Raw genomic sequence first — 26,204 nt, 5'->3', positions numbered from 1 at the left:
CAACGCGCGCGGCCTCTACACCTTCGTCAACCGCCGCTACATCCGTGACCGCGGGCTCATCAGCACCGTGCAGCGCGCGTTCCAGGACTTCCTGCCCGCGGGCCGTCAGCCGGTGGTGGTGCTGCACATCGACGTGGAGCCCGCGGCGGTGGACGTCAACGTGCACCCGCAGAAGATGGAGGTGCGCTTCGCGGACGCCCGTGGCGTGCAGGACGCGATCAGCGCCGCCCTCTCACGCGTGCTGCGCGCGGCCCCGTGGCTGGGCTCGCCGGAAGAGCAGGCCGCGAACCCGCAGCCCCGGGACGCCGCGCACTACGCTCACGCAGTGGAGCGCTTCCTCACCCGCGCGCAGGAAGCCACCTGGGGCGCGCCGCTGCCCACCGCGATGGACGCACCGGGCCCCGGCGGCTCCACGCCCGCGCGCCCGCTGACGCCGTCCTATTTCTCGCCGAACGGTGGCGCGCAGGGCAGCGCGTTCCCCGGTCCGTTCCAGGGCCCCCAGGTGCCGGGCCGCTCGCCCGCGTTCGGCGAAGCGCAGCCGCAGCTCAACGAAGCGCCGCCTCCGGGCTACTTCGCGGCGCTGCGCCCCATGGGCCTGTTGGGCAGCCGCTTCCATGTCTGCGAGGGCCCCGGCGGCACGCTGGTGGTGTTGGACCCTCACGCCGCGCTGGAGCGCGCGCGCCTCACCGCGTACCTGCGCCGGCTGGAGGACGACGCGAAGGCGCCGCCGCCGTCGCTGTTCGGCACCACGGTGGACCTGTCCCTGGCGGCGGCGAAGGCGCTGGTGGATGGCCGCGAGGCGCTGCTCAAGCTGGGCGTGGACGTGGAGCCCTTTGGGGGCACGGCGCTCGCGCTCAAGTCGGTGCCGGCGGGCCTGGAGGGCGTGGACCCGCGCGCGCTCCTGGAGGCCCTGTCGCGCGCGTTGCCTCCGCGCAGCGCTCCGCTGGATGTGACGAGCCTGGCGGAGGCCGTGCGCGTGATGGCCTGTCACGCTGCGCGGCGCGCATCGTCTTCACCGCTCACCGACGCGCAGCTGCGCGCGCTGTTGGGCGAATTGGACCGCGCGGACTTCACACCCCCGTGCACGCACGGCACGGTGGTGGTGCTGGAGATGCCGCTGCTGGAGCTGGAGCGGCGCGCTCGCTGACGGCTCAGGCCTTGGCCTTCGCCTCGACCTGCGCGCGCAGCGCCTCCTCCTTCGCGCGCAGCTCGCCAGTGGGATCGCTTTCCGCGAAGTCCTCCGCGGAGGCCACCTGGCGGATCTCCACCTCCCCCTCCTGGAAGGGGATGCGGCGCGCCCAGGCGATGGCCTCCTCGCGCGACTTCACCTCGATGATCCAGAACCCGGCGACCAGCTCCTTCGTCTCCGAGAAGGGGCCATCCGTCACCGTGTTCCCCGTCTTGGAGAACGCCACGCGGGCGCCCTTGGAGCTGGGGTGCAGTCCTTCACCCGCGAGCAGGATGCCGGCCTTCACCAATTCCTCGTTGTACTTGCCCATCGAGGTCAGCTCCTCCGTGGAGGGGATGCGACCGGTCTCGCTGTCGGTGTTGGCCTTGACGATCATCATGAAGCGCATGGGGAGTTCTCCTGGAACGTCGGGTTCAAAATGGCGACGAATGGTAGGGCGCGAAATCGACACCGTGGGGGCCGGCCGGAAAATTGACGCGGCATGGCCCCCGGATACGGTGTGCGACACGCCTGTAGCACCGGGCCGCGAGCGCCCGTGCCGGCAGAAAGCCCCGGGATCCGCGCCTTGATGCTCCGCCGTCTGCCGCTCGTCTTCGCCCTCGTCGCCGCGCCAGCCCTCGCCCTTGCCCAGGATGACGGCGATTGGAGCGCGGGGCGGGCTCCCGCCAACCTGGATGGGGTGGGCCGCATCACCGTACAGGCCGGCTACCGGCTCACCTCCAACGGCACGCTCTACGACGCCTGGTATGGGGCCAAGGGGCCAGGCAACGGCCTGGATCGCGCGCCGGAGTCCTCGGGGGGGCCCTCCGGTGTGGCCTCGTTCGCGTACGCGGTGTCGGACCTGGTGGAGGTGGGCATCGACCTGTTCGGCACCGCGCAGAGCCTGCGCCTGTCCGAGCCCGGCGCGGACGGCACCGTGTTCCGCAAGGTCAGCACCGTGTCGTACGGCGCGCTCCTCGGTCTTCGCTTCCAGGGCGTGCTCGACATCGGGCCGCAGGGGCTGGTGCCCTTCGCGGGTGTGCTCACGGGGCCCACGGTCATCTCCTCGACGCGCGAGGGCTCGTCCATCAAGGAGCAGGTCACCCAGGCCTGGGCGGGCTCGCTCGGCGCCACGCTCCGCTTGTCCGCGGAGTGGGGTATCACCGCTGAATACCGCTTCATGTTCCTGCGTGGCCCCGTGGAGTCCCCGGATGCGGCGAAGTGGTCCGGGCCCTTCAGTTTCAGCCACGGAGGCAATTGGTTTGGGCTCGGTGTGACGTATACGTTCCCGCCGAATCCGTCCCGCCCGATGGCCTCGTTCTAGAGGCTCGGGAAAGTTCCAAGACGAAAGCAGGCGAGCGCGCGCGGAGCAGGGACTTTCGGGGAATGGTGGCCACCAAGGGCCCTGTTTGGGAGCGGAAAAAGAACCCGCCCCTCATCCCGGAGAGTCCCCTAGCATGCGTGAGTCGGCCGAAGTCATTTCCGGTCCCAGGAAGATGTCCATGCCCCCCTCTGAACAGCCGAAGACTGACCTCGAGAAGGAACTCTCCGAGCTCCGCCGCGAGGTCATCGAGTCGCGCAACCTCGTCATCAAGACGGACAACCTGCTGAAGAACCTCCATGCGGAGGTGAAGGCGGTGGGCAAGCGCCACGAGGACTTCCAGAAGCGGCAATGGCTCTCCTCGGCGGTGGCCTACACGCTCTTCGCGGTGCTGGCGGTCGGTGGCGCGGTGCTGGTGAACGGCGCGCGCAGCTCCAGCAACACCAACGAGCGCGAGCGGCTGGAGAAGCAGGTCGCGGACCTCTCCGGGCAGCTGGAGAAGCAGCGCGCGGACACCACCTCGCACCTGACGGCCCAGCGCGCCGCGGGCGAGGTCTACAAGATGATGACCACGCTGCCGGGCGACGAGCGACTCAAGGGCATTGATGCGCTGGTGAAGCTGGACACTCAGAAGCTGTCCTCGCTGGAGCGCCAGGCGCTGAACGACCGCGCCGCCATCCTGCGCCGTGAGACGGGCGACGCCGCCTTCGAGCGTGGGAAGCTCGCCTTCCGCAAGAACGAGATGAACGCCGTGGTGGAGGACCTGTCGCGCTTCCTGGCCATGAACCCGGCGGAGGCGGAGGCGCTGGACGCGTCCTTCTTCCTGGGCACCGCCTACAACCAGCTGCGTCAGCACGAGAAGGCCGTGCCGCTGCTGGCCCGCTTCGTGGAAGGCGACAAGAAGTCCAAGACGCGTGACTACGCCATGCTGCTGCTCGCCCAGTCGTACCAGGAGACGGGCGCGTTCGATAAGGCGGCGGACACGGTGCGCGACGCGCTGGCCACGTACCCGGCCACCCAGTACCTGTCGCAGTTCCGCGGCCGTCTGAACTCCGCCAAGCGCGCTGCCTCCGGTGGCGACGCCGCCCCGGTGCCGGCCGCCGCGCCCCAGGCCGCTCCGGCCGTGGCCGCCCCCGCCGCGGGCCAGTAGTCCCCACACCGCTGCCGTCCGGGCAGGGTTCGCCTTCCGGACGGTGTGCAAGGGAAGCATTGCCACCCGGGGTCCAGGGTCGTAAGACCTGGGCCCCGTGTCCGCTCCCGACTCGCAGAAAGACGCCCGCTTCCGCCGCTACCGTGGCGCCGCGTACGCGGTCCACATCACGCTGGCCACGCTGGTCTCGCTGTGGATGATCTGGAACGTGGGGCACTCTGTCGCGGCGATGACGCCCGCGAGGCCCCCGGCCGTGACGCCACCGCTCACCGTGCGCGAATGTCTGGACGCCGCGGACGCGCACTGGAAGGACCTGGAGTCCGAGCGCGAGAAGCTCGTGCACGTCCTCCCCGCTCGCAAGGTCGACCAGGAGTGGATGCGCTTCCGCACGGACTGGCTGACGCGCGTGCGCAAGTCCGAGTCCGAGTGCGCCCTGGAGTCGAGGGATCCGGCGCGCGTGGAGCTGCGCTCGGTGTACCGCCACCTCACGCGGGTGCAGGACCTCTACACCATCCACGCGGTGCAGTACGCGGGCGAGGTGGGCGGCGCGGTGGACGCGCTGCACGCCGCCTTCGACACCGCGCGCCGCAAGGACAGCGGCCGGTAGTCACTGCTTCAGCGCGTGGGCAGCACGGTGGAGTAGCGCCCCGTGCTGTCGGACACCGTCTGCGCCAGCAGGATGGACTCTGGCCGTCCTCCCACCGTCACCACGCGGAAGAAGCGCACGGACGCGTTCGCCGCGATTCCGTCCGGCGCCAGCGCGGGGTCCGGGGGCAGGGTGATGCGGCCGCTCAACGAACGGCCTCGTGACAGCGTGAAGGCCGCCAACGTCATCACCTCCGAATCGGCGGTGCCGGCCGGCACGGTGACGAAGCGGCTGACGCGCGGCAGGTTCTCCCCGGGCAGGAAGTCCAGCCGGTACTCGCCCGGGTCCAGGGCCAGCGCGAAGTTGCCGTCGCTGTTGGTGGTGAGGGGCGACTCGAAGCCCAGGGGCGGCTGCGGATAGCCTTCGAGCGCCCCCACCGGCTCCACCACGACGCGCACGCCCGACGCCGGGCCGGTGCCCTCCGGGTTCTTCACGCTGCCCACCACCGTCATGCGCTCCGGGCACGTCACGTCTGGCAGCACCGTGTCCACCGCCGCCACAGCCACCTGCTGGGGCGTCAGGCGCGAGGACGAGCTGGGCGGCGGGACGATGACCAGCGTGAGCGGGGACTCCGCGACGCCAGGCAGGGACGTGAGCTGGTAGCGCCCCTGCGCGTCCGTCAGCACCGGCACGCCCTTGAAGGTGCCGCCGCCGGCCACTCGGCCCTGGAGCGACACGCGCGCGCCGGCCATGGGCGTCTGGCCGTTCATCTCCAGCACGCGGCCCTCCACCGTCACGGCCGCGCCGGGGTCGCCCAGCTCCAGCGGGATGGGGAGGATGGTGGACGGATCCACCACGAAGGTCTTCCAGGGCACCAGGTCCCCGGCGTTCACGGGCGTCGCGCGCACGAGCACCGTGGCGCGCCGGGCGTCGTCCGCGCCCAGCACCAACTGGAACACGCCCGTGTCACGGGCCACGCGGGCGCGTTGGGACAGCGGGCGCAGGGACTCATCCAGCACCTGCACCTCCATGTCCGCGTCCACCCGCTTCGAACCCTGGAGCATCAGCGTCCCCGCCACCGTCACCACGCGCGACGCGGTGGGCAAGTCGAAGGCCACCATGCCGCCCGACGAGGGATCCACGAAGGCGTCGCGCGACAGCGGCGGCAGGGACGGGTCCACCGGCGTGAGCGTCACGGTGTACTGGCCACTGCCCACGGGCAGCACCCACGCGCCGTCGTCCGGGGTGAGCGTCGTCTCATAGCGCCGCGCCACGCCCGGGATGAGGCGGCTGTCGCCGGTGGCCAACAGGTGGATGGGGGCGCGGTAGGGGACGGGCTCCGTGCCACCGTCCTCCGTGGCGGTGGTGCCGCTCGTGACGGTGCCCGTCAGGCGCACGGGGCTGAAGAGCTCCAGGTTCTGCTCCGCCCGCAGCCGGTCCACCGGGAAGTCCTGCGCGAGCAGGCCCGCCTTGGGATGGGGCTGCACCTCCACGACGATGTCGCCGCCGGGGTTGCCGCAGCCATCCACGAAGCACACCTGGCCGGCGGCGCACTCCGCGTCGGAGCGGCACACCAGCTGCTCCGGGGGCGGCTCGTCATCCAGGAAGCCGCACCCGGCCCCGGTCAGCCCGAGCGCCAGTGCCAGGGCCCGGAGCGCGCGCCTCACTGGCAGTCCCCCGCCACGGTGTTCACCACCCACGCGTACGAGGTGACGAAGCCCGGGTTCTTCACCACGCCGCCGTCCGCGAGGATGACTTCGTCCGGAGGATCCGGCTGGCGGTTGGTGAGGTGCCGGTCGGTGACGAACGCCTCGATCAGGTGGATGCCCGGCGGGGCCAGCGGGTTGTTGGCCGAGCGCAGGTCCATGCGCAGCGTGCCGCGGTCGTCACGGCGGGGCTGGCCGGTGTTGGCGAGGACGATCTGCCGGTAGTAGCCCGTGGGGTTGGACGGGTTGTAGTCCACGTACCACTCCACGGTGATGCGGTCGTCGACGTCCAGGTCCTCCACCACCACGTTGAAGTCCTGGGTGCAGCTGCCCACGCCGAAGGCGCGCAGGATGCGCTCGGAGGGCTCCACCTGCTCCTCCACGATGCGAGGCGGCCGGTTCCTGAACTCGGGCAGGCTCTCCAGCAGCGCCACGTCCTGGGGGATGAGGCACCCGGAGCCCGTCGCGAGCGCCGCGAACCCCAGGGCCGTCACCAGCGGCTGGAGGATGCCCCGGGACTGTCGCGTCGCGTGACGGTGCATGGCGTGGCTTGGGGGAACGCTATAGCAGTTCCTCGTTCTCCTCGGGAGGAAGCGGACCGCCCGTCTTCTCCGCCTCCAGTTTCTCCAGGTGGCGGAAGATGGTGCGGGGATCCACCCCCAGGTCCTTGGCCGTCTTGGTGCGGTTGCCGTTGTTCCGGGCCAGGACTTCGTTGATGTAACGCTTCTGGAACTCTTCCTTCGCCTGGAGCAGCGGCATGATGGGCTCCAGGTTCTCCGGCTTGAGGTCCAGGTCGTCCGCGCCGAGCAGCGGCTTGTCCGCCAGCACCACCGCCTTCTTCAGGCGGTTCTCCAGCTCCCGGATGTTGCCCGGCCAGCCGTACTTCTTCATGGACACGGCGGCCGCGGGCGTGAAGCCGCGCGCCTTGGAGTTGAACTCTCGCGCGTACTTCTGGAGGAAGAAGCGGCCCAGGACGATGACGTCCTCGCCGCGCTCGCGCAGGGGCGGCAGCTTCACGGTGACGACGTTGAGCCGGTAGTAGAGGTCCTCGCGGAACGTGTTCCGCTTCACCTCGTCCTCCAGGATCTTGTTCGTCGCGGCCACCACGCGGATGTCCACCGCCTCGCCGCGGTTCTCGCCGACCTTGTAGACGATCTTGTCCTGGAGCGCGCGCAGCAGCTTCACCTGGAGCTGGAGCGGCATCTCTCCGATTTCGTCCAGGAAGAGCGTGCCTCCGATGGCCGCCTGGAACTTGCCGGGCCGCGTGGCCACCGCGCCGGTGAAGGCGCCCTTGGCGTGGCCGAACAGCTCGCTCTCCAGCAGGTTCTCCGGGATGGCGCCGCAGTTCACCGTGATGAACGGGCCCTTGGTGCGCGGCGAGCGGCGGTGGACCTCCCGGGCGATGAGCTCCTTGCCGGTGCCCGTCTCGCCGGTAATCAGCACGGAGATGTCCGTGGGCGCGATCTTGTCGATGCGCTTGTACACGTCCCGCATGCCCTGGCACGCGCCCACGATGTCGCCGTAGCGCTGGTCCTCCAGCTTGCGGCGCAGCTCCGTGTTGTCGAGCTTGAGGTCGTTCACGAGCAGCGCGTTCTGCAGCAGCAGCGACGCCTGCGCCGCGAACACGGTGAGCATGTCCATGCTCTTGGGTTCGAAGCGGTTCACCAGCCGGTCGTTGCCCACGTAGAGCACGCCGAACAGGTCGCCCTTGTGCATCACCGGCACGCACATGACGGAGTGGACCTTGAGGTTCACCACGGACTCGCTGGCCTTGAACTCCGGCGCGTCCAGCGCGTCCGCGACGATGATGGCCTTCTGGTCCTTCACCACCTTGGCGATGATGGAGTCGGACAGCTTCTCCACCGCGTCCTCGATGTTCTCCCGGGCCACGTTGCGCGCGGCCTTCACGCGCGGCTCGCCGCTCTCCATCAGGATGAGGAAGCCCTTGTCGGCGCGGGTGACCTCGATGGCCTCGTCCAGCAGGCTCTCCAGGATGCGGTCCACGTCGTAGCTGCCGAAGAGCCGCTCGCTGAACGCGGTGAGCCGCTTGAGCAGCACCAGCTCGCGGCCCACCACGCCGGGCAGCTCCGCCGTGTGCGAATCGGACGAGGCCGTGGCGGCGGAGGGGAGGGACACCTCGCGCTCGGGCACCTCGCGGCGCACGGGCTCGCGAGGGGCGTCCTCGCGGGAGAAGGTCAGCTCGGTGCCGCCAACCTTGACCACGTCACCGGTGGCGAGCGCGTGGTTGTCACGGCGCTTGCCGTTGACGTGGAAGGTGGCGCCCAGGCTGCCCACTTCGTAGCGGGAGCCGTCGAAGGTGACGTGCAGGGCGTTGGAGGGGACGCTGGCGTCCTCCAAGGGCACGTCGTTGTCGGATCCCCGCCCCAGGCTGGTGATGCGCTTGAGCAGGGAGACCGTGCGGACCTTTCCATCGGGGGTGCGGACGGTGAGGCTGGCCATGGGCGGACTTTGGGTTTCGGGGCTAGAACGTGAGAGAGAAGCCGGCGCCCAGCCCACCCTTGGTGGAGTACAGCCGCACGCGCGGCGGCGCGGCCTGGGAGACGGTAGGAGAGGGCTTCGGTTCGGGGCGGGACTCGACGGTGGTGCTGGTCACCACCTGGTCCTCGTGGTGGTAGACGGCGTCCACCACGCCCAGGGTGTAGACGGTGTAGAAGCCGGTGGCGGAAGCGAGCTTGAGCAGCTGCCAGGTGTCCGCCTGCCGGGCGCGGTCCGTGGGGATGTAGCGCACCGGAATGGACGCGCGGCCGTCCTCGTCCAGCACGTTGTCCAGGTTGATGAGCCGCTCCTCGAAGAGCGAATCGTACGCGAAGAACGCGATGATGCTGGTGATGGCCAGCACGCCTTCCGTGGCGGCGAAGGCGATGCCCATGCCGTTGCGGCCCTGTTGGAACTGGCCGGCGCCGAAGGGGACGAAGTTGACCAGGAAGTTGTGCTTCTCCACGGTGCGCACGGTGACCTGACGGGCCAGCTCCTCCGCGCGGCGGCGCTGCGTCTCCAGGGCGACGCGCTCCTGTTCCCGGCGCTCCTGTTCGGTCTTCTCTCGCTCCAGGCGCAGGCGCTGCTCCTGCCGAAGGAAATCGCGCTCGCCGGACATCTGGTTCTTGAGGTCCTCGAAGTAGGCGACGGCCGGGGGCGGGACGACGAAGGGGTCCAGGCTGAAGTCGGGATCCAACCGGAGCACGGCGCGCAGGTGGCGCTCGGCGTCTTCTGTCTTGTTGAGGTTGAAGGCGGACAGGCCCGCGAGCTTGTGCAGCTCCACCAGGTCCTCCTCCGGCAGGTCGCCCCGGTCGATGCGCTGGCCAGCGCGCTCCAGCACCTCCGCGTACTTGCCGTATTCGAACGACGAGCGCAGCGCGGCGACCTCCGGATCCGCGCCCATGGGCGTCTGGGCGCGCGCGGACGCGGGGCCGAGCAGGGCGGCCAGCAGGAGCACGGCGAGAAGCAGCGGGCCTCGGCTCATTCGGGCGCCAGGCTCCCGCGCAGGGTGGTGGGCTTGCCGGGCTCCAGCAGGACGACGCGCTTCTCGGTCTTGTAGCCGGGGGAGGAGATCTCCACCTCCACGCGGTGCTGGAAGCTGGCGGGGCCTCTGGGGGAGCGGATGTCGAAGGGGTGCTGGAGGCTGTCGTTCGCGGCGCGCTCCACGTCGCCCACGCGCACGGTGGCGTCCGGCGGCTGGTAGTCCATGGCCAGCTGCGAGGCCTTCAGCTGGGCGCGCAGGCGGAAGACGTTCTCGCGGTCCGGCTTCACGTCGATGGTCTCCGTGGCGTCCTCGCAGTAGCCGCAGGAGACGATGACGGTGTGCTCGCCAGGGGACAGGTGCACGTCGTGCTGCGCGAGCTGCTGCGCGCCGGCGGGGCCGCCGTCCACGCGGATGGAGCCGTAGGGGCGCACGAGGATGGACACGGGGATCTTGCCGTTGCGCGCGGCCTTGGAGTCGTCCTGCGGGTCGAGGCTGGCGACCACCATGGGGCGCGAGGGCGTGCGATCCGGAGGGGAGGGGACGCGAGGGTTGAGGTCGGTGTCCCGGCCGGGCGTGCCCGTGCCGCCCGTGCCCTGCGCGCCGTTGGGCCGCGAGCCCGTGGCCTGAGGGGTGCCCGCACCGTCGGGAGAACCCGTCGTGCCGCCCGTGCCTTGCGTACCCGTGGAGGCGCCCGTCGTGCCCTGCGTACCGCCAGTCGTGGACTGGGAACCCGGGGCCTTCAAGCCCTCGGCGCGCGGATCCTCCGTCTGCACCTTCGGCGTCTCGGGCGCGCTCGCGTTCATCCGGTACAACTGCCAGCCGCCCAGCCCCAACGCGAGCGCCACGCCCGCCGCGATGCCCGCGCGGATGCCGCGCCTGCGCCACGTGCGCCGCCGCTGCTGACGCTGGATGCCCTTGAGCAGCCCCAGCGCCCGTTCATTCGTCGCGTCCAGCGCGAGCACGTGATTGAGACACGCCAGCGCACGCGGCGTCCGCTTCTCAGCGAGCTGCCGCTCTCCGCGCTCCAGCAGCGCCGCGACGATGCGCTGGCGCGCGAGCCGCTGATACGACGGCGGATCCGCGAAGAACGAAATCAGCTCCTCGCCCACGCGGGAGAAGCCCAGCCCCGCGAGCGCATCCGCCAGCGCGTCGCGCAGCTTCCCTGCGTTCGGGTATCGCCGCGCGGGGTCGCGCTGGAGGCACGTCGCGCAGATCTCCGCCAGTTCGTCCGACAGCGCGGGCACGCGGCGGCGCGGGTCTTCATACGCCCCATCCAGGATGCGCTTCAGCGTCGCCGTGGTGTTCGACGCGGTGAAGGGCAGGCGGCCCGTCATCAGCGCGTAGAACATGATCCCCAGGCTGAAGACATCTGCCTCCGGCCCGGCCTCCAGGCCCTCGATGATCTCCGGCGACATGTGCGCGGGCGAACCCACCAGCGCGCCGGTCACCGTCATCCGGTCCTCGATGTCCAGCAGCCGCGCGATGCCGAAGTCCATGAGCTTGAGGACCCCGTCCTCGCGCACCATGACGTTCTCCGGCTTCAGGTCGCGGTGGATGACGCCCGCTTCGTGCGCGTGCGCCAGCGCCGCCGCAAGCTCGTGGATGATCATCGCCGCCAATTCCGGCGGCTCCAGCGGGCCTTCATCCAGGTACGTCTTGAGCGTCCGGCCGCGGATGTACTCGGTGACGATGAAGGCGTCGTGCGCCTCCGCCGAGGAGAAGTCGAACACCTCCAGGATGTTGGGGTGGTGCAGCTTCGCCACCGCGCGGGCCTCACGCGCCAGGCGGCGGCGCGACTCGTCCTTGCCGGCCAGGTGCGGGTGCAGCACCTTCACCGCGACCTCGCGGTCCAGGGCCGTGTCCAGGCCCTTGTACACGACGCTCATGCCCCCGGAGCCCAGCTCCTCCAGGATGCGATAGCGACCGATATGGCGGCCGACGAGCGTCATGGCGTTAGCGCGCGCACTCCCCTCAGTCCCCGAACCCGATGCCCATGCTCCGCGCGAACCGCACCAGGTCTCCCTGGACGTCCACGCGTCGCTCCTTGCGAGACTCACTCAGCGGCACGGGGATGACCTCGTTGTTCCTGAGCGCCACCATGTGCCCCCACTGTCCGTCCCGCACCAGGTCCAGCACCTTGCACCCGTAGCGCGTGGCCAGCACCCGATCCGCCGCGCTCGGGCTGCCGCCGCGCTGCAGGTGGCCCAGCACCGTCACGCGGATCTCCGCTTCGATGTGGCTCGCCAGCAGATCCGCGCACACCTTGCCGGAGCCGCCCAGCCGCACCACGCCGCGCCCCGGGATGTCCGCGGCCTCCGCCAGCACGGACAGCGCGCCGCCCTCCGGATACGCGCCTTCGGAGATGGCGATGATGGAGAAGCTGCGCCGCCGCGTGGCCCGCCGCTTCAGCGTCTCCAGCATGGACTCCACGCGGTACGGAATCTCCGGGATGAGGATGAGGTCCGCGCCGCCGGCGATGCCGCTCTCCAGCGTGAGGAAGCCCGCGTGGCGGCCCATGATCTCCACCACCATCACGCGGTCATGCGCCTCCGCGGTGGAGTGCAGCCGGTCCAGCGCCTCCGTGACGATGAGCCGCGCGGTGTCGAACCCGAACGTCTGGTCCGTGCCGGACAAATCGTTGTCGATGGTCTTCGGACACCCGACGACCTTCAGCCCCTTGTCCGCCAACTGGTGCGCGATGGACAGCGTGCCGTCCCCGCCAATGGCGACCAGGCCGTCCAGCCGCAATTCCTCACAGCGGCGCAGGACCTGATCCGACACGTCCCGCTCCACCCAGCCCGTGCCCTCACGCACCGGGTAGGAGAACGGGTTCGCCTTGTTGGACGTGCCGAGGATGGTGCCGCCCTTGGGAAGGATGCCGCGCGTGTCCTCCACACCGAGCGGGCGGACGAGCTCCGGCTCCACCAGGCCCATGTAGCCGTTCTCGATGCCCACGAACGAATGGCCGAACTCGTGCACGCCTCGACGGACGAGGCCACGGATGAGCGCATTGAGTCCCGGGCAGTCACCACCGCCGGTGAGGACGCCAAGTCGAAGAGGTCGAGCCATAGGAGCGAAGAAAGTCGGACGCGGGTGTCAGTAGGAACGGGCGGCACTATGACAGCAACGTCGGTGCGGATTGTAGGTGCCACCCCAGGGGGGTGCAACGCGCGAATCAGCGGTTGCGTCGGATCCGCGCTCGCTGGGACGCGGGGGCGGCCCCTCAGTCGCGCTTGAGGCGACGCCGGGAGGCCAGCCGGTCCAGGAGGGCCTGGAGGCGATCCTCCTTCTGCTCCGGAAGGGCCCGGTCCGTGGGGGACTGCACGGGCATCTCGCGAGCCATCCGGTACAACTCTTCCAACCGCTCCAGCACCAGCTCGTTGCCGGGGCGCTCCTGTAGTGCCCGACGGTACGCGGCGGCGGCGCCCACGTAGTCACCCAACGTGAAGAGTCGCTCGCCCTCCTGCATGGGCGACGGTGGGCCCAGCGGCAGGCGCTGGGGTTCGCGCACGCGGTTCTTCAGGTGCTGCAGCTCCTCCGGCTGGAGGCTGTCGCGCAGCTGGGCCAGCCTGGCGGCCAGGCTCTCTTCGCGCGGAAAGGCGGCCAGGAGGTGCTCGAAGAGCTCGAACGCCTCCGCCAGCTCGCCCCGGCGCAGGGCGCGGTCGGCACGTGCTTCCATGTCGGCCCGGACGGCAGGGGTCATCTCGCGCGGGAGAGTAACTGTTGCCCACCCGGGATGTCACATGCGGAAAAGCCTGCGCTCGCCGGGCCGCAAGGCCTCAGGCAGGCGTCGCGGAGGACTCCGGCAATACCGCGCTTTCCGTGGTCCGGGCGCTCCGCTTCCAATGGCGGAAGAGCCACACGGCCACCAGTCCGTGGAGCAGGAGCCCGAAGACGCCCTCTCCATTGAAGACCCAGACCTGACCGCCGAAGAGCCCCGGCCGGCCGTTGTAGACGCTGCCGAAGAGCAGCGGGTTGATGATGTTCCAGCTGATGTGGAAGAGGGCGGGCGGCCAGATGGAGCGCGACGCCATGTAGAGCTGCGCGAACACCACCGCGGCCACGGCGATGGACAGGAGGAACGTCACGTTCTGGCCCACGTGCCCGCGCTGCGTGGAGGAGAAGATGAGGGGCAGGTGGAACGCGGCCCACACCGGCATGGTGATGGCCGCGGCCAGCGCCGGCCGGTGCATCCACCAGCGCACCAGCGTCCCGCGCCAGCCCACCTCTTCACCCAGCTCGCTGGGGACGCCGAAGCCCACGACGGGCCCCCACACCAGCGCGGCCAGGCCGAACCGCAGCCAGCGCCAGCGCTCGGGCAGCTTCGCGCCCAGCTTCTCCACCCAGCGCCAGCGCACGGACGCGGCGGCCAGCCACCACGTCACCGTCAGCGCCCAGAACAGGAGGATCATCACCGGCACCGTCGCCACGCCCGTCACTCCGAACGGACCCTTGAGCAGCTGCGGCTGGAACGTGATGAAGGACGCGTCCCCGGTCGCGAACCGGATCGCGTAGGCCAGCGGCGCGATGACAGCGCCGTACGCCAGCGGCAGCGCCAGCCCCAGGAACCACCACTTCCAACCGGGGAAGGAGAAGCCCACCGCGGAAGGGGGCTCGCGCCGGAAGAACCACGAACACGCGAGGCCCACGATGCCCGGCACGCACATCATCCAGCGCATCAGCCACACGGACTTCTCGCCGCCAGCGATGAACGCCACGGCCATCGTCCAGCTCACCGCGAGCGTCACCGCGATGAACGTGAGGGTTTCTTTCCGGGGATTCCTCATGTTCCCGAGCATACCGGTTGGGCTCGTCCCGTCGAGCCCTACTCACGGGGGGGGCGGCCAGGCCGCCCAGCGCCCGCGTGCGAATCAGCCCTTGAGGTGGACCTGCCGCGCGCCCTCGAGTCGTTCGGCCTGGAGGCCGCGCTCGCGAGCGGTGGAGAGCAGCAGATCCGACTCCTTCATGCGGGGCGTCTCCGGCGTGGCGGCGGGCCCGATGATGTGCTCCATCCAGGGCTCCAGGCCCATGGCGTAGTTGAAGATCCGCTTGGCGCCCACGAGCTCCAGCAGGCGCAGGCCTTCGGCGGAGTTGCTGCCGCGGCACCGGCGGTTCTTCTCCAGCTTGCGGTCGCGCTTCTTGGGGAAGAAGCCCTCCAGCATCCAGGTGTGCGGCGCGCCGACGATCTCCGTGTTCATGAAGACCGAGTGCAGATCGCCCACCGTGCTGCGCAGGTCGCGGTACGTCGTCTCGTCCACGCACATGGAGTCGGCGGCGAAGAACAGGCGATCCTCGCCGGTGCGGATGATCCACGCGGACTTGGCGTGGGCCACGTCGCCGTGCTCGCCCATGAACGGCGCGGCGATGATCTCTCCGTCCGGGATGGGCAGGGATTCGTAGAAGTAGGGCTCCAGCACGTTCTTGAAGCCGAGCGCCCTGCCCAACAGCCGCGGCGAGTAGTCACCCGCCAGGGCGCCGCTCGCGCGCGGCACCATCAGGGTGCCGATGCGGTGGCGCAGGCGCAGCAGCGTTTCGATGTCCAGGTGATCCGGGTGGCTGTGGGTGATGACCACGTAGTCGATGCGGCGGGGCAGGTCCGCGAAGGACATGCGCGCGAGCGGGCCCATCTTCTCCGGCCGCACCGGCACCACCGCGTCGATGAGGATGGACGTGCCCTTCCACTCCACCAGCACGCACGCGTGGCCCACGTAGCGGATGCGCACCCCCGGCCCGTTCCAGGTCTCGGGAAGGGTCTGCGTCGCCTCCGTGAGCAGGGGCATCAGCTCCGCGTCGGACTTCACCGCGTCGCCCAGCAGGTCGCGGATCCACTCCAGCGGCTTGGGCTCCACGTCCAGGCTGAAGAGCTTGTCCAGGCGCTCGTCGTGGAAGGGCACCTTCCAGTCCAACTGCCCCGCCTCCATCAGGCGCGGCGTGGTGAGCAGCGAGTCGCGCTCCGCGTCCGCCTTCAGCCGGCGGAGCCGCATCGACTGGAGCTCCGTCTTGTGGTGATGGCCGCGGTACAGCAGGCCTTCGTGCACGCGCATCGACGGGCGGTTCACGTAGTCGTAGACCAGCTCCACCTTGCCCTTGAGCACGTCCGGCAGCCGAGAATACAGCGGCTCCAGGGACTGGCCCTTGGCCTCCGCCAGCAGCTGCGTCTGGAACTCGTCGAACGCCTCCGCCAGCTTGATGTTGTCCTCCTGCGCGGTGGTCATCCGCTGCATGAGCGCCCGCACCTCTTCCGCGCGCTCCGGCGCGATGCCCACGAAGGAGCTGCCGCTCAGCTCCGGATCCTTCGCCGCCTTCGCGTGGAAGTCCGGCGTCTGCAGATAGGCCTTCAGCAGCGGCAACAGATAGGCCTGCAGATGCAGGCTCGCGGGCATGGGCGCCACCGTCATCCACCAGGCCTGGAAGTCCTGGACGAGCGGTTCAACGAGAGTGGCGTCCGCGAGGCGATACAGGGGAGCGGTCATGGTGTGCGATCGGGGATTCCCCGCACCCGGACTCGATTCACGGCGGTTCCTAGAAGGGAACTCGCGGAGTCAAGGGAGGGCGGAGTGAGTGCTGAAGACCAGGAAGCAGGGCTGACAAGCAAATGTGAGCGATTCGAGCAATTTGTTCAAGTTCAGTAGAACCCATTCCTAGTGGTATTCTCGTATCCAGTTCTGCTCCCCCGGACACATTGCAAGGGCGCCTGTGTCACGCACACCGTGCGTGTGCGTCGCACAGGAAGTCGGCCCACTGAAGCCTTTGCGGTGATCTCCGGCTTTCCACATGGGTTCTTCCTTGCCGCGTTCCCCTGAGCTGACGCCCTCGCATTCCACTCTCGTTGAAATCTTGCGGAGCCGGGCTGAATCGCGGCCCGATCAGCCGCTGTACACGTTCCTGGACGACGCGGGGCAGGAAGACGGAGCGCTGAGCTACGCGGGACTGGATGCGCGGGCGCGGCGGATCGCGGTGGCGTTGCGGAAGGTGGCGAAGCCGGGCGAGCGCGTGATGCTGCTGTATCCGCCCGGGCTGGAGTACGTGGCGGGGTTCTTCGGGTGCCTCTACGCGGGGCTCATCGCGGTGCCGGCGTATCCGCCGGATCCGATGCGGCTGGAGCGGACGCTGCCGCGCCTGCGCGCGATCATCCAGGACGCGAACGCGACGGTGGTGCTCACCACGTCCGGCATCCTGTCCATGACGGAGTTCGTCTTCGAGCAGGCGCCGGACCTGCGCTCGCTGCACTGGGTGGGGACGGACGAGATTCCGGCGGGTGGGGAGGCGGAGTGGATGCCGCCGGCGGTGGACGCGTCGACGCTGGCGTTCCTCCAGTACACGTCGGGGTCCACGGGCTCGCCCAAGGGCGTGATGCTGAGCCACGGCAACCTGGCGCACAACCTGGCGCTGATCACCGACGCGTTCGAGCTGGGCCCCAGCAGCTCGGCCGTCATCTGGCTGCCGCCGTACCACGACATGGGGCTCATTGGCGGCATCCTCACGCCGCTGTACGCGACGTTCCACGCGGCGCTGATGTCGCCGATGACGATGCTCAAGAACCCGCGCGTGTGGCTGGAGGCCATCACCCGCTACAAGGCCACGATCAGCGGCGGGCCGAACTTCGCGTTCGACCTGTGCGTGCGGCGCATCCCGGCGGAGGAGCGGCAGTCGTTGGACCTGAGCTCGTGGCGGGTGGCGTTCACCGGCGCGGAGCCCATCCGTCCGGCGACGCTGGATCGCTTCGAGCAGGCCTTCGGGCCGCACGGCTTCAAGCGTGAGTTCTTCTTCCCGTGCTACGGCCTGGCGGAGGCGACGCTGCTGGTGTCGGGCGGGCGCGTGGAGGCGCCGCCGGTGCGCTGCGCGCTGGATGCTCCGGCGTTGGAGCAGCGCCGGGCGGTGCTGGTGGACGCGGCGAAGCCGGAGGCGCGCGTCCTGGTGGGCTGCGGCGACGAGCGGCCGGGACACCCCGTGGCCATCGTGGATCCCCAGACGCGCGAGGCGTGCGCGCCCGGCGGCGTGGGTGAAATCTGGGTGCGCGGCCCCAGCGTGGCGCTGGGCTACTGGAACAAGCCGGAGGCGACGGCGGAGGCGTTCCACGCGCGAGTGAAGGGCACGGACGAAGGCCCGTTCCTGCGCACCGGCGACCTGGGCTTCATGCGGGACGGCGAGCTGTACGTCACCGGCCGGGCCAAGGATCTGATCATCATCCGGGGCCGCAACCACTACCCGCAGGACATCGAGCAGACGGTGGAGGAGAGCCACCCCGCGCTGCGCGCTGGCAGCGTCGCGGCGGTGTCTCTGGAGGTGGCGGGCGAGGAGCGCCTGGTGGTGGTGCAGGAGATCGACCTGCGCAAGGCGGGCAACCTGCGCAAGCAGGTGGACATGGCGGAGGCGGCGGTGAAGGAGATCCGCCAGCGCGTCGCCGAGCGGCACGAGGTGCAGGTGCACGCCGTGGCGCTGATCGAGCCCGGCAGCATCCCGAAGACCTCCAGCGGGAAGATCCAGCGGCACGCGAGCAAGGCGCAGTTCCTCGCGGACGAGCTGCGCACGGTGCTGGTGTGGCGCGAGCCGGGGTTCGAGGAGGCGGAGGAGTCGGATGCCGCCGAGGCCTCGGAGCCCGCCGCGGCGCCGGTGCGTGAGGACGTGCCGGAGGCCGCGCGGGCCACGCTGACGTGGCTGGTGGAGCGCGTGGCGGAGCAGCTGAAGATGCCGGCGAAGACGGTGGACGTGCGTGAGCCCATCACGCGCTACGGCCTGGATTCGCTGAGCGCGGTGGAGCTGGCGCACACGGTGGAGAAGGGGCTGGGGATCGCGCTGCCCATGGAGCTGCTGCTCCAGGGGCCGAGCCTGGTGGAGCTGGCGAAGCGCATCTCGGCGTCGAAGCAGGAGCCGAAGGCGGCGGTGCTCGCGCCCCGGCCAAGGGGAGCCACGCAGCCGCTGTCGTTCGCGCAGCAGCGCCTGTGGTTCCTGGACCGGCTGGAGCAGGGCAGCGCGCTCTACAGCATTCCGGGCGCGGTGCGGCTGGACGGCGCACTGGACGCGGAGGCGATGCGCCGGAGCCTGGAGGAGATCGTCCGCCGGCACGAGTCGCTGCGCACGACGTTCCGCGAGGAGAACGGCGAGGCGGTGCAGCTCATCCACCCGGCGAAGGCCTTCGAGCTGCCGGTGGCGGACCTGACGGGCTTCCCGGAGGCGTCGCGCGAGGCGGAGGCGCGGCGGTGCGTGGATGAAGAGGCCGTGCGCCCGTTCGACCTGGGCGCGGGTCCGCTGGTGCGCGCGCGGTTGCTCAAGCTGGGTGAAGCGAAGCACGTGCTGCTGGTGACGATGCACCACATCGTCTCCGACGGCTGGTCCATGGGCGTGCTCGTGCGTGAAGTCGCAGCGCTCTACGACGCGTTCCGTGGCGGACGGGGTTCTCCGCTGCCGGCGCTGAAGGTGCAGTACGCGGACTTCGCGCAGTGGCAGCGGGAGTGGTTGCTGGGCGGCGTGCTGGAGAAGCAGGTCGGCTACTGGAAGCAGCGGCTGACCGGAGCGCCCGCGGTGCTGGAGCTGCCCACGGACTTCGCGCGTCCGGCGGCGCAGACGTACCGCGGCGCGACGGTGCCGGTGAAGCTGGGCGCGGAGCTGAGCAAGGCGCTGGGTGCGCTGGCGAAGAAGGAAGGCGTCACGCCGTACATGCTGCTGCTGGCGGCGTTCCAGGTGCTGCTGGGGCGCTACTCGGGGCAGGACGACATCTCGGTGGGTTCGCCCATCACGGGCCGCACGCGTGCGGAGACGGAGGGCCTCATCGGCTTCTTCGTCAACACACTGGTGCTGCGCACGACGCTTACGGGCAATCCGTCCTTCCGCGCGCTGCTGGCCCAGGTGAAGGAGACGACGCTGGGTGCGTACGCGCACCAGGACGTGCCGTTCGAGAAGCTGGTGGAGGAACTCCAGCCGCAGCGCAGCCTCAGCCACGCGCCGCTGTTCCAGGTGATGTTCGTGTTGCAGCAGGACGTGCTGCCGCACTTCCGTCTGCCGGGCGTGGAGCTGTCGCCGTACGACGTGGAGTCGAAGACGGCGAAGTTCGACCTGACGCTCTACCTGACGGAGACGGCGGGCGGGCTGGACGGGACGCTCGAGTACAACACGGACCTGTTCGCCGCGGCGACGGCGCGGCGGATGATGGAGCACCTGCGGGTGCTGCTGGAGTCGCTGCTCACGGATCCGGGAGCGAAGCTGTCCGACCTGTCGCTGATGGGAGCGCAGGAGAAGCAGACGCTGCTGAAGGACGTGTCGGGGACGGACCTTTCGGCCCCGGTGAGCGGGACGATGCAGGCCCTGTTCGAGGCACAGGTTGCGCGCACGCCGGATGCGCCCGCGGTCCACTTCGATGGCGAGGTGCTGACGTACGCGCAGCTGGACGCGCAGGCGAACCAGCTGGCGCACCACCTGCGCGGCGTGGGCGTGGGCCCGGACACGCTGGTGGGCGTGAGCCTGGAGCGTTCGGCGCGCATGGTGGTGGCGCTGCTGGGCGTGCTGAAGGCGGGCGGCGCGTACGTACCGCTGGATCCGGCGTACCCGCAGGATCGCCTGGGCTGGATGCTGGAGGACGCGCAGGCGCCGGTGCTGCTGACGCAGCAGAAGCTGCTGGGCGTGCTGCCTGAGCACTCCGCGAAGGCCGTCTGCGTGGACACGGATTGGGCCGTGATCGCGCGGCAGCCGACCACGCCTGTCGCGACGAGCACGGGCGTGGGGAACCTGGCGTACGTGCTGTACACGTCGGGCTCAACGGGCCGTCCGAAGGGCGTGGCGATCGAGCAGCGCAGCGTGGTGGCCTTCCTGCACTGGGCGACGGCGACCTTCACGAAGCAGCAGCTGGCGGGCGTGCTGGCGGCGACGTCGCTGAACTTCGACCTGTCGGTGTTCGAAGTCTTCGCGCCGTTGACCGGCGGTGGTGCCGTCATCGTCGCGGAGAACGCGCTGGCGCTGCCGACGCTGAAGGACGCGGGCCGCGTGACGCTGGTGAACACGGTGCCCTCCGCGATGGCGGAGCTCGTGCGAAGCCAGGGCGTGCCGGAGTCGGTGCGCACGGTGAACCTCGCGGGCGAGCCGTTGCTGAACCGGCTGGCTCAGCCGCTGTACGGACTGAAGCACGTCGAAGGCGTCTACAACCTCTACGGCCCGACGGAAGACACGACGTACTCGACGTACACGCGAGTGGAGAAGGGCGCCGCGCGTGAGCCGACGATTGGCCGTCCGCTGACGGGTTCGCGGGCGTACGTGCTGGACGCGTGGCTGCGCCCGGTGCCGCAGGGCGTGCCGGGCGAGCTGTACATCGCGGGCGCGGGCCTCGCGCGCGGCTACCTGGCCAAGCCGTCGCTGACGGCGGAGCGCTTCGTGCCGAACCCGTTCTCGGCGCAGCCGGGCGCGCGGATGTACCGCACGGGCGACCGGGTGCGCTGGCTGGCGACGGGCGAGCTGGAGTACCTGGGCCGCATCGACTTCCAGGTGAAGGTGCGTGGCTTCCGCATCGAGCTGGGCGAAGTCGAGTCGGCGCTGGCGTCGCAGCCCGGCGTGCGTGAGTCGGTGGTGGTGGTGCGTGAGGACGTGCCCGGCGACAAGCGCCTGGTGGCGTACGTGGCGGGCGCGTCTCTGGACGTGGCGGAGCTGCGCAAGGGACTGAAGTCGCGGCTGCCGGAGTACATGGTGCCGTCGGCGTTCGTGGTGCTGAACGCGCTGCCGCTGACGCCGAACGGGAAGGTGGACCGCAAGGCGCTGCCGGTTCCGGAGGCCCAGTCGCAGAGCCAGTACGTAGCGCCGCGCACGGCGACGGAGGAGCAGGTGGCCACGCTCTTCGCGCAGTTGCTGCGCTTGGAGCGCGTGGGCGCGGAGGACTCGTTCTTCGAGCTGGGCGGTCACTCGCTGCTGGCGATGCAGTTGGCCTCCCGGCTGCGCACTGCCTTCGGCGTCGAGGTCCCGCTGCGTTCGCTCTTCGAGCTGAACTCGGTGGCCTCGCTCGCGTCGTTCGTCGACGGAAAGAAGCAGCAGGCGGAAGTCGCGAACCTGCCGCCGCTGAAGCGGGTGCCGCGTGAGGGTGTGCTGCCGCTGTCGTTCGCGCAGCAGCGCCTGTGGTTCCTGGACCGGTTGGAGCAGGGGAGCGCGCTCTACAACGTGCCGGGCGCGGTGCGTCTGGAGGGCGCGCTGGACGTGGAAGCCCTGCGGCTGACGCTCCAGGAGATCGTCGCGCGGCACGAGTCGCTGCGCACGACGTTCCGTGAGGACAACGGTCAGGCGGTGCAGATCATCCAGGCAGCGGGCCGGATGGACCTGCCCGTGGTGGATCTGTCGACCGTGGCCGAAGCGGCACGCGAGACGGAGACCCAGCGCCGCGTCAACGAAGAGGCCGTGCGTCCGTTCGATCTGGGCACGGGTCCGCTCTTCCGCGCTCAGTTGCTGAAGCTGGGCGAAGCGAAGCACGTGCTGCTGGTGACGATGCACCACATCGTCTCCGACGGGTGGTCCCTGGGTGTCCTCGTGCGCGAGATGGCCGCGCTCTACGAGGCGCACTCGCAGGGCCGCGCCATGCCGCTGCCGGAGCTGGCGGTGCAGTACGCGGACTTCGCGCAGTGGCAGCGGGAGTGGCTGCTGGGCGGAGCGCTGGAGAAGCAGGTCGGCTACTGGAAGCAGCAGCTGGCCGGGGCTCCGGCGATGTTGGAGCTGCAGACGGACTTCGCGCGTCCGGCGGTGCAGACGTACCGCGGCGCGACGGTGCCGGTGAAGCTGGGCGCGGACTTGAGCCGCTCGCTGAATGCGCTGGCGAAGCAGGAAGGCGTCACGCTGTACCAGTTGCTGCTGGCGGCATTCCAGGTGCTGTTGGCGCGGTACACGGGCCAGGACGACATCTCGGTGGGCTCGCCCATCGCGGGCCGCACGCAGGCGGAGACGGAGGGCCTCATCGGCTTCTTCGTCAACACGCTGGTGTTGCGCACGAAGCTTTCAGGCAACCCGAGCTTCCAGCAGCTCCTGAAGCAGGTGCGCGAGACGACGCTGGGCGCGTATGCGCACCAGGACGTGCCGTTCGAGAAGCTGGTGGAAGAACTCCAGCCGCAGCGCAGCCTGAGCCATGCGCCGCTGTTCCAGGTGATGTTCGCGTTGCAGCAGGACGTGCTGCCGCACCTGAAGCTGTCGGGCATGGAGCTGTCGCCGTACGAAGTGGAGTCGAAGACGGCGAAGTTCGACCTGACGCTCTTCCTCACGGAGACCGCGGGCGGACTGGAAGGGACGCTCGAGTACAACTCGGACCTGTTCACGGCGGCGACGGCGCGGCGGATGACAGAGCACCTGCGCGTGCTGCTGGAGTCCGTGGCGGTGCGGCCCATGGCGAAGGTGTTCGACCTGTCGCTGATGGGCGCGCAGGAGAAGCAGTCGCTGCTGCTGGACGTGTCGGGGACGGACCTGCCGGCTCCGGTGACCGGGACGATGCAGGCGCTCTTCGAGGCGCAGGTTGCCCGCACGCCGGATGCGGCGGCCGTCTACTTCGATGGACAGGTGCTGACGTACGCGCAGCTGGAGGCGCAGTCGAACCAGCTGGCGCATCACCTGCGTGGCATGGGCGTGGGCCCGGACATGCTGGTGGGCGTGAGCCTGGAGCGCTCCGCACGGATGGTGGTGGCGCTGCTGGGCGTGCTGAAGGCGGGTGGCGCCTACGTGCCGTTGGATCCGGCGTACCCGCAGGATCGTCTGGGCTGGATGTTGGAGGACGCGCAGGCGACGGTGGTGCTGACGCAGCAGAAGTTGCTGGGCGTGCTCCCCGCGCACTCGGCGCGCAACGTGTTCCTGGATACCGATTGGGAGAACATCTCCAAGAACCCTGCTTCGCGCGTTGATGCGCGCACGGGCGTGAGGAATCTGGCGTACGTGCTGTACACGTCGGGTTCGACGGGCCGTCCGAAGGGCGTGGCCATCGAGCAGCGCAGCGTGGTGGCCTTCCTCCACTGGGCGACGACGTTCTTCACGCCACAGCAGCTGTCGGGCATGTTGGCGTCGACGTCGCTGAACTTCGACATCTCGGTGTTTGAAGTCTTCGCGCCGCTGAGCATCGGTGGTTCCGTCATCGTCGCGGAGAACGCACTGGCGCTCCCAACGATGAAGGACGCGAGCCGGGTGACGCTGGTGAACACCGTGCCCTCCGCGATGGCGGAGTTGCTGCGCAGCGGAGGCGTGCCGGAGTCGGTGCGTACGGTAAACCTCGCCGGTGAGCCGCTGCTGAACCGGCTGGCGCAGGCCGCCTACGGGCTCAAGAACGTGGCGGCCGTCTACAACTTCTACGGCCCGACGGAAGACACGACGTATTCGACGTACTTGCGAGTGGAGAAAGGCGCGACGCGGGAGCCGACGGTGGGCCGTCTCCTGACGGGCTCGCGGGGGTACGTGCTGGATGCATGGCTGCGTCCGGTACCGCAGGGCGTGCCGGGCGAGCTGTACATCGCGGGTGCGGGCCTCTCGCGAGGCTACCTGGCCAAGCCGTCGCTGACGGCGGAGAAGTACATCCCCAATCCCTTCAGCCAGGAGCCCGGCGCGCGGATGTACCGCACGGGCGACCGCATCCGCTGGTTGCCGAATGGCGAGCTGGAGTACCTGGGCCGCATCGACTTCCAGGTGAAGGTGCGTGGCTTCCGCATCGAACTGGGTGAAGTGGAGTCGGTGCTGTCCTCGCAAGCCGGCGTGCGCGAGTCGGTGGTGGTGGTGCGCGAGGACGTGCCCGGCGACAGGCGCCTGGTGGCGTACGTGGCGGGTGCGTCCCTGGACGTCGCGGAGCTGCGCAAGGGCCTGAAGGCGCGGTTGCCGGAGTACATGGTGCCGTCGGCGTTCGTGGTGCTGAGCGCGCTGCCGCTCAATCCGAACGGGAAGGTGGACCGCAAGGCGCTGCCGGTTCCGGAAGCCCAGGTGGCGCAGGGCCAGTACGTGGCCCCGCGCACAGCGACGGAAGAGCAGGTGGCCTCGCTCTTCGCGCAGCTGCTGCGCGTGGAGCGCGTGGGTGCGGAGGACTCGTTCTTCGAACTGGGCGGCCACTCGCTGCTGGCGATGCAGCTGGTCTCCCGGCTGCGCGCCGCCTTCGGCGCCGAGGTCCCGCTGCGTTCGCTCTTCGAGCTGAGCACGGTGGCTTCGCTCGCGGCGTTCGTGGATACGGCCGTGTCAGGCCGTGATGCGTCCAAGGCCCCGGCGATCACGCCTCGGCCCCGGAGCGCCACGGAGTCGCTGTCGTTCGCGCAGCAGCGTCTGTGGTTCCTGGATCAGCTGGAGCAAGGCAGCGCCTTCTACAACGTGGCGGGCGGTGTGAAGCTGGAGGGCGCACTGCATGTGGAAGCCATGCGGCGGGCCCTGGAAGAGATCGTCCGTCGGCATGAGTCGCTGCGCACGACCTTCCGCGATGAGAACGGTCAGGCGGTGCAGGTCATCCACCCGGCGAAGGCCTTCGAGCTGCCGGTGGTGGACGTCTCCGGTGCACAGGGCACGGAAGCGCGGCGGCTGGCGGAGGAAGAAGCCGCGCGCCCGTTCGATCTGGGTACGGGCCCGCTCTTCCGCGCGAAGCTGCTGAAGCTGGGTGAGGCGAAGCACGTGCTGCTGGTGACGATGCACCACATCGTCTCTGACGGTTGGTCCATGGGCGTGCTCGTGCGCGAGGTCGCCGCGCTCTACGAGGCCCAGGTCCTCAACCAGAAGTCCCCACTGCCGGAGCTGGCGGTGCAGTACTCGGACTTCGCGCAGTGGCAGCGGGAGTGGCTGTTGGGCGGGGTGCTGGAGAAGCAGGTCGGCTACTGGAAGCAGCAGCTGGCTGGCGCTCCGGCGGTGCTGGAGTTGCCGACGGACTTCGCGCGCCCGGCGGTGCAGACGTACCGCGGCGCGACGGTGCCGGTGAAGCTGGGGGCGGACCTGAGCCGCACGCTGAACGCGCTGGCGAAGCAGGAAGGCGTCACGCCGTACCAGCTGCTGCTGGCCGCGTTCCAGGTGCTGCTGGCGCGTTACACGGGCCAGGACGACATCTCGGTGGGTTCGCCCATCGCGGGCCGCACGCAGGCGGAGACGGAAGGGCTCATCGGCTTCTTCGTCAACACGCTGGTGCTGCGCACGAAGCTTTCGGGCAACCCGAGCTTCCAGCAGCTCCTCAAGCAGGTGCGCGAGACGACGCTGGGTGCATACGCGCACCAGGACGTGCCGTTCGAGAAGCTGGTGGAAGAACTCCAGCCGCAGCGCAGCCTGAGCCATGCGCCGCTGTTCCAGGTGATGTTCGCGCTGCAGCAGGACGTGCTGCCGCACCTGAAGCTGTCGGGCGTGGAGCTGTCGCCGTACGACGTGGAGTCGAAGTCGGCGAAGTTCGACCTGACGCTGTCGCTGACGGAGACGGCGGGCGGACTGGAAGGGACGCTCGAGTACAACACCGACCTGTTCGCGGCGGCGACGGCTCGCCGGATGACGGAGCACCTGCTGGTGCTGCTGGAGTCCGTGGCGGCGCGTCCCTCGGCGAAGCTGTCCGACCTCGCGCTGATGGGCGCGCAGGAGCGTCACCAGGTGCTGGTGGCGTGGAACGACACGCGCGGCGACGTCACGGGTGACGTGACGTTCCCGGCGCTCTTCGAGGCCCAGGTGCGTCGCGCGCCGGACTCGCAGGCGCTGGTGTTCGAGGATGCCTCGCTGACGTACGCGCAGCTGGACGCGCGGGCGAACCAGCTGGCGCACCACCTGCGCACGCTGGGCGTCGGGCCCGAGGTGCGTGTGGCGCTCTGCGTGGAGCGTTCGCTGGAGCTGGCGGTGGCGATGCTCGGCATCC

The 26,204-nt window shown here is 69.9% G+C and carries 14 protein-coding genes and 1 pseudogene (1 of these 15 cut by a window edge); 5 read left to right on the top strand and 10 right to left on the bottom strand.

What is annotated here, in order from left to right; translation table 11 throughout:
• A pseudogene (locus D7X99_RS24755) lies at positions 1–1,147 on the top strand (DNA mismatch repair protein MutL); the annotation flags it as partial.
• 4 nt (positions 1,148–1,151) lie between these two features.
• Here the strand turns inward: D7X99_RS24755 and D7X99_RS24750 are convergent.
• A complete protein-coding gene (locus D7X99_RS24750; protein WP_120593852.1) occupies positions 1,152–1,577 on the bottom strand; it encodes a YciI family protein in 426 nt (141 codons plus the stop codon).
• Between the two features lie 180 nt (positions 1,578–1,757).
• Between D7X99_RS24750 and D7X99_RS24745 the strand changes: the two genes are divergently transcribed.
• The 3 genes from D7X99_RS24745 to D7X99_RS24735 all read left to right on the top strand — a co-directional run bounded on the left by D7X99_RS24745 (position 1,758) and on the right by D7X99_RS24735 (position 4,246).
• Entirely contained in the window at positions 1,758–2,492 is a 735-nt protein-coding gene (locus D7X99_RS24745; RefSeq protein WP_121779941.1) for a hypothetical protein, read from the top strand.
• Between the two features lie 178 nt (positions 2,493–2,670).
• Complete coding sequence (locus D7X99_RS24740) at positions 2,671–3,639, top strand: tol-pal system YbgF family protein (RefSeq protein WP_233613701.1); 969 nt, start codon at positions 2,671–2,673, stop codon at positions 3,637–3,639.
• A gap of 97 nt (positions 3,640–3,736) precedes the next feature.
• On the top strand, positions 3,737–4,246 hold the full coding sequence (locus D7X99_RS24735) for a hypothetical protein (RefSeq protein WP_169819991.1): 510 nt from the start codon (positions 3,737–3,739) through the stop codon (positions 4,244–4,246).
• An 8-nt stretch (positions 4,247–4,254) separates the two neighbouring features.
• On the opposite strand, the gene D7X99_RS24730 is transcribed toward D7X99_RS24735, so the two are convergent.
• From D7X99_RS24730 to D7X99_RS24690, 9 genes are all read right to left on the bottom strand, one after another.
• Positions 4,255–5,892, bottom strand: coding sequence for a carboxypeptidase regulatory-like domain-containing protein (locus D7X99_RS24730; RefSeq protein ID WP_233613698.1), 1,638 nt, complete (start codon positions 5,890–5,892; stop codon positions 4,255–4,257).
• Positions 5,889–6,473 carry a hypothetical protein gene (locus tag D7X99_RS24725; protein WP_121779938.1) on the bottom strand — a complete coding sequence of 195 codons (585 nt, stop codon included), beginning with the start codon at positions 6,471–6,473 and terminating at the stop codon, positions 5,889–5,891. Before D7X99_RS24725 ends, D7X99_RS24730 begins: the two co-directional genes overlap by 4 nt.
• Positions 6,474–6,492: 19 nt before the next feature.
• Positions 6,493–8,391, bottom strand: coding sequence for a sigma 54-interacting transcriptional regulator (locus tag D7X99_RS24720; RefSeq protein ID WP_120593857.1), 1,899 nt, complete (start codon positions 8,389–8,391; stop codon positions 6,493–6,495).
• A gap of 22 nt (positions 8,392–8,413) precedes the next feature.
• Complete coding sequence (locus tag D7X99_RS24715) at positions 8,414–9,412, bottom strand: hypothetical protein (protein ID WP_121779937.1); 999 nt, start codon at positions 9,410–9,412, stop codon at positions 8,414–8,416.
• Positions 9,409–11,361, bottom strand: coding sequence for a serine/threonine-protein kinase (locus D7X99_RS24710; RefSeq protein WP_121779936.1), 1,953 nt, complete (start codon positions 11,359–11,361; stop codon positions 9,409–9,411). The genes D7X99_RS24715 and D7X99_RS24710 overlap by 4 nt, the downstream gene beginning before the upstream one ends.
• 22 nt (positions 11,362–11,383) lie before the next feature.
• Positions 11,384–12,481: a 6-phosphofructokinase gene (locus tag D7X99_RS24705; protein ID WP_121779935.1), complete on the bottom strand. Its 1,098-nt coding sequence runs from the start codon at positions 12,479–12,481 to the stop codon at positions 11,384–11,386.
• Positions 12,482–12,635: 154 nt separating this feature from the next.
• Positions 12,636–13,115 carry a hypothetical protein gene (locus tag D7X99_RS24700; protein WP_120593861.1) on the bottom strand — a complete coding sequence of 160 codons (480 nt, stop codon included), beginning with the start codon at positions 13,113–13,115 and terminating at the stop codon, positions 12,636–12,638.
• 76 nt (positions 13,116–13,191) lie between these two features.
• Positions 13,192–14,199 (bottom strand): CPBP family intramembrane glutamic endopeptidase, encoded by a 1,008-nt coding sequence (locus D7X99_RS24695; protein WP_158627063.1) that lies wholly within the window; start codon positions 14,197–14,199, stop codon positions 13,192–13,194.
• An 84-nt stretch (positions 14,200–14,283) separates the two neighbouring features.
• A complete protein-coding gene (locus D7X99_RS24690; protein WP_121779933.1) occupies positions 14,284–15,885 on the bottom strand; it encodes an MBL fold metallo-hydrolase in 1,602 nt (533 codons plus the stop codon).
• A gap of 313 nt (positions 15,886–16,198) precedes the next feature.
• Between D7X99_RS24690 and D7X99_RS24685 the strand changes: the two genes are divergently transcribed.
• A protein-coding gene (locus tag D7X99_RS24685) for a non-ribosomal peptide synthetase (RefSeq protein ID WP_158627062.1) crosses the window boundary here: on the top strand, positions 16,199–26,204 show its beginning. The gene runs 21,506 nt beyond the window's last position; the window shows 10,006 of its 31,512 coding nt (coding positions 1–10,006); the start codon lies at positions 16,199–16,201; its stop codon lies off the right edge, out of view.

The sequence above is a fragment of the Corallococcus sp. AB032C genome (assembly GCF_003668935.1).
Lineage (GTDB): Bacteria > Myxococcota > Myxococcia > Myxococcales > Myxococcaceae > Corallococcus > Corallococcus exiguus.
Note: the sequence above shows the minus strand (reverse complement) of the source record. Positions and strands in the feature narration are given on the sequence as shown.

What these genes read in the sequence shown, in the direction of transcription:
- D7X99_RS24745 (WP_121779941.1), top strand. Translation starts at nt 1,758, where the DNA reads ATGCTCCGCCGTCTGCCGCTCGTCTTCGCCCTCGTCGCCGCGCCAGCC.
- D7X99_RS24740 (WP_233613701.1), top strand. Translation starts at nt 2,671, where the DNA reads ATGCCCCCCTCTGAACAGCCGAAGACTGACCTCGAGAAGGAACTCTCC.
- D7X99_RS24720 (WP_120593857.1), bottom strand. Translation starts at nt 8,391, where the DNA reads ATGGCCAGCCTCACCGTCCGCACCCCCGATGGAAAGGTCCGCACGGTC.
- D7X99_RS24700 (WP_120593861.1), bottom strand. Translation starts at nt 13,115, where the DNA reads ATGACCCCTGCCGTCCGGGCCGACATGGAAGCACGTGCCGACCGCGCC.
- D7X99_RS24725 (WP_121779938.1), bottom strand. Translation starts at nt 6,473, where the DNA reads ATGCACCGTCACGCGACGCGACAGTCCCGGGGCATCCTCCAGCCGCTG.
- D7X99_RS24690 (WP_121779933.1), bottom strand. Translation starts at nt 15,885, where the DNA reads ATGACCGCTCCCCTGTATCGCCTCGCGGACGCCACTCTCGTTGAACCG.
- D7X99_RS24715 (WP_121779937.1), bottom strand. Translation starts at nt 9,412, where the DNA reads ATGAGCCGAGGCCCGCTGCTTCTCGCCGTGCTCCTGCTGGCCGCCCTG.
- D7X99_RS24705 (WP_121779935.1), bottom strand. Translation starts at nt 12,481, where the DNA reads ATGGCTCGACCTCTTCGACTTGGCGTCCTCACCGGCGGTGGTGACTGC.
- D7X99_RS24750 (WP_120593852.1), bottom strand. Translation starts at nt 1,577, where the DNA reads ATGCGCTTCATGATGATCGTCAAGGCCAACACCGACAGCGAGACCGGT.
- D7X99_RS24710 (WP_121779936.1), bottom strand. Translation starts at nt 11,361, where the DNA reads ATGACGCTCGTCGGCCGCCATATCGGTCGCTATCGCATCCTGGAGGAG.
- D7X99_RS24695 (WP_158627063.1), bottom strand. Translation starts at nt 14,199, where the DNA reads ATGAGGAATCCCCGGAAAGAAACCCTCACGTTCATCGCGGTGACGCTC.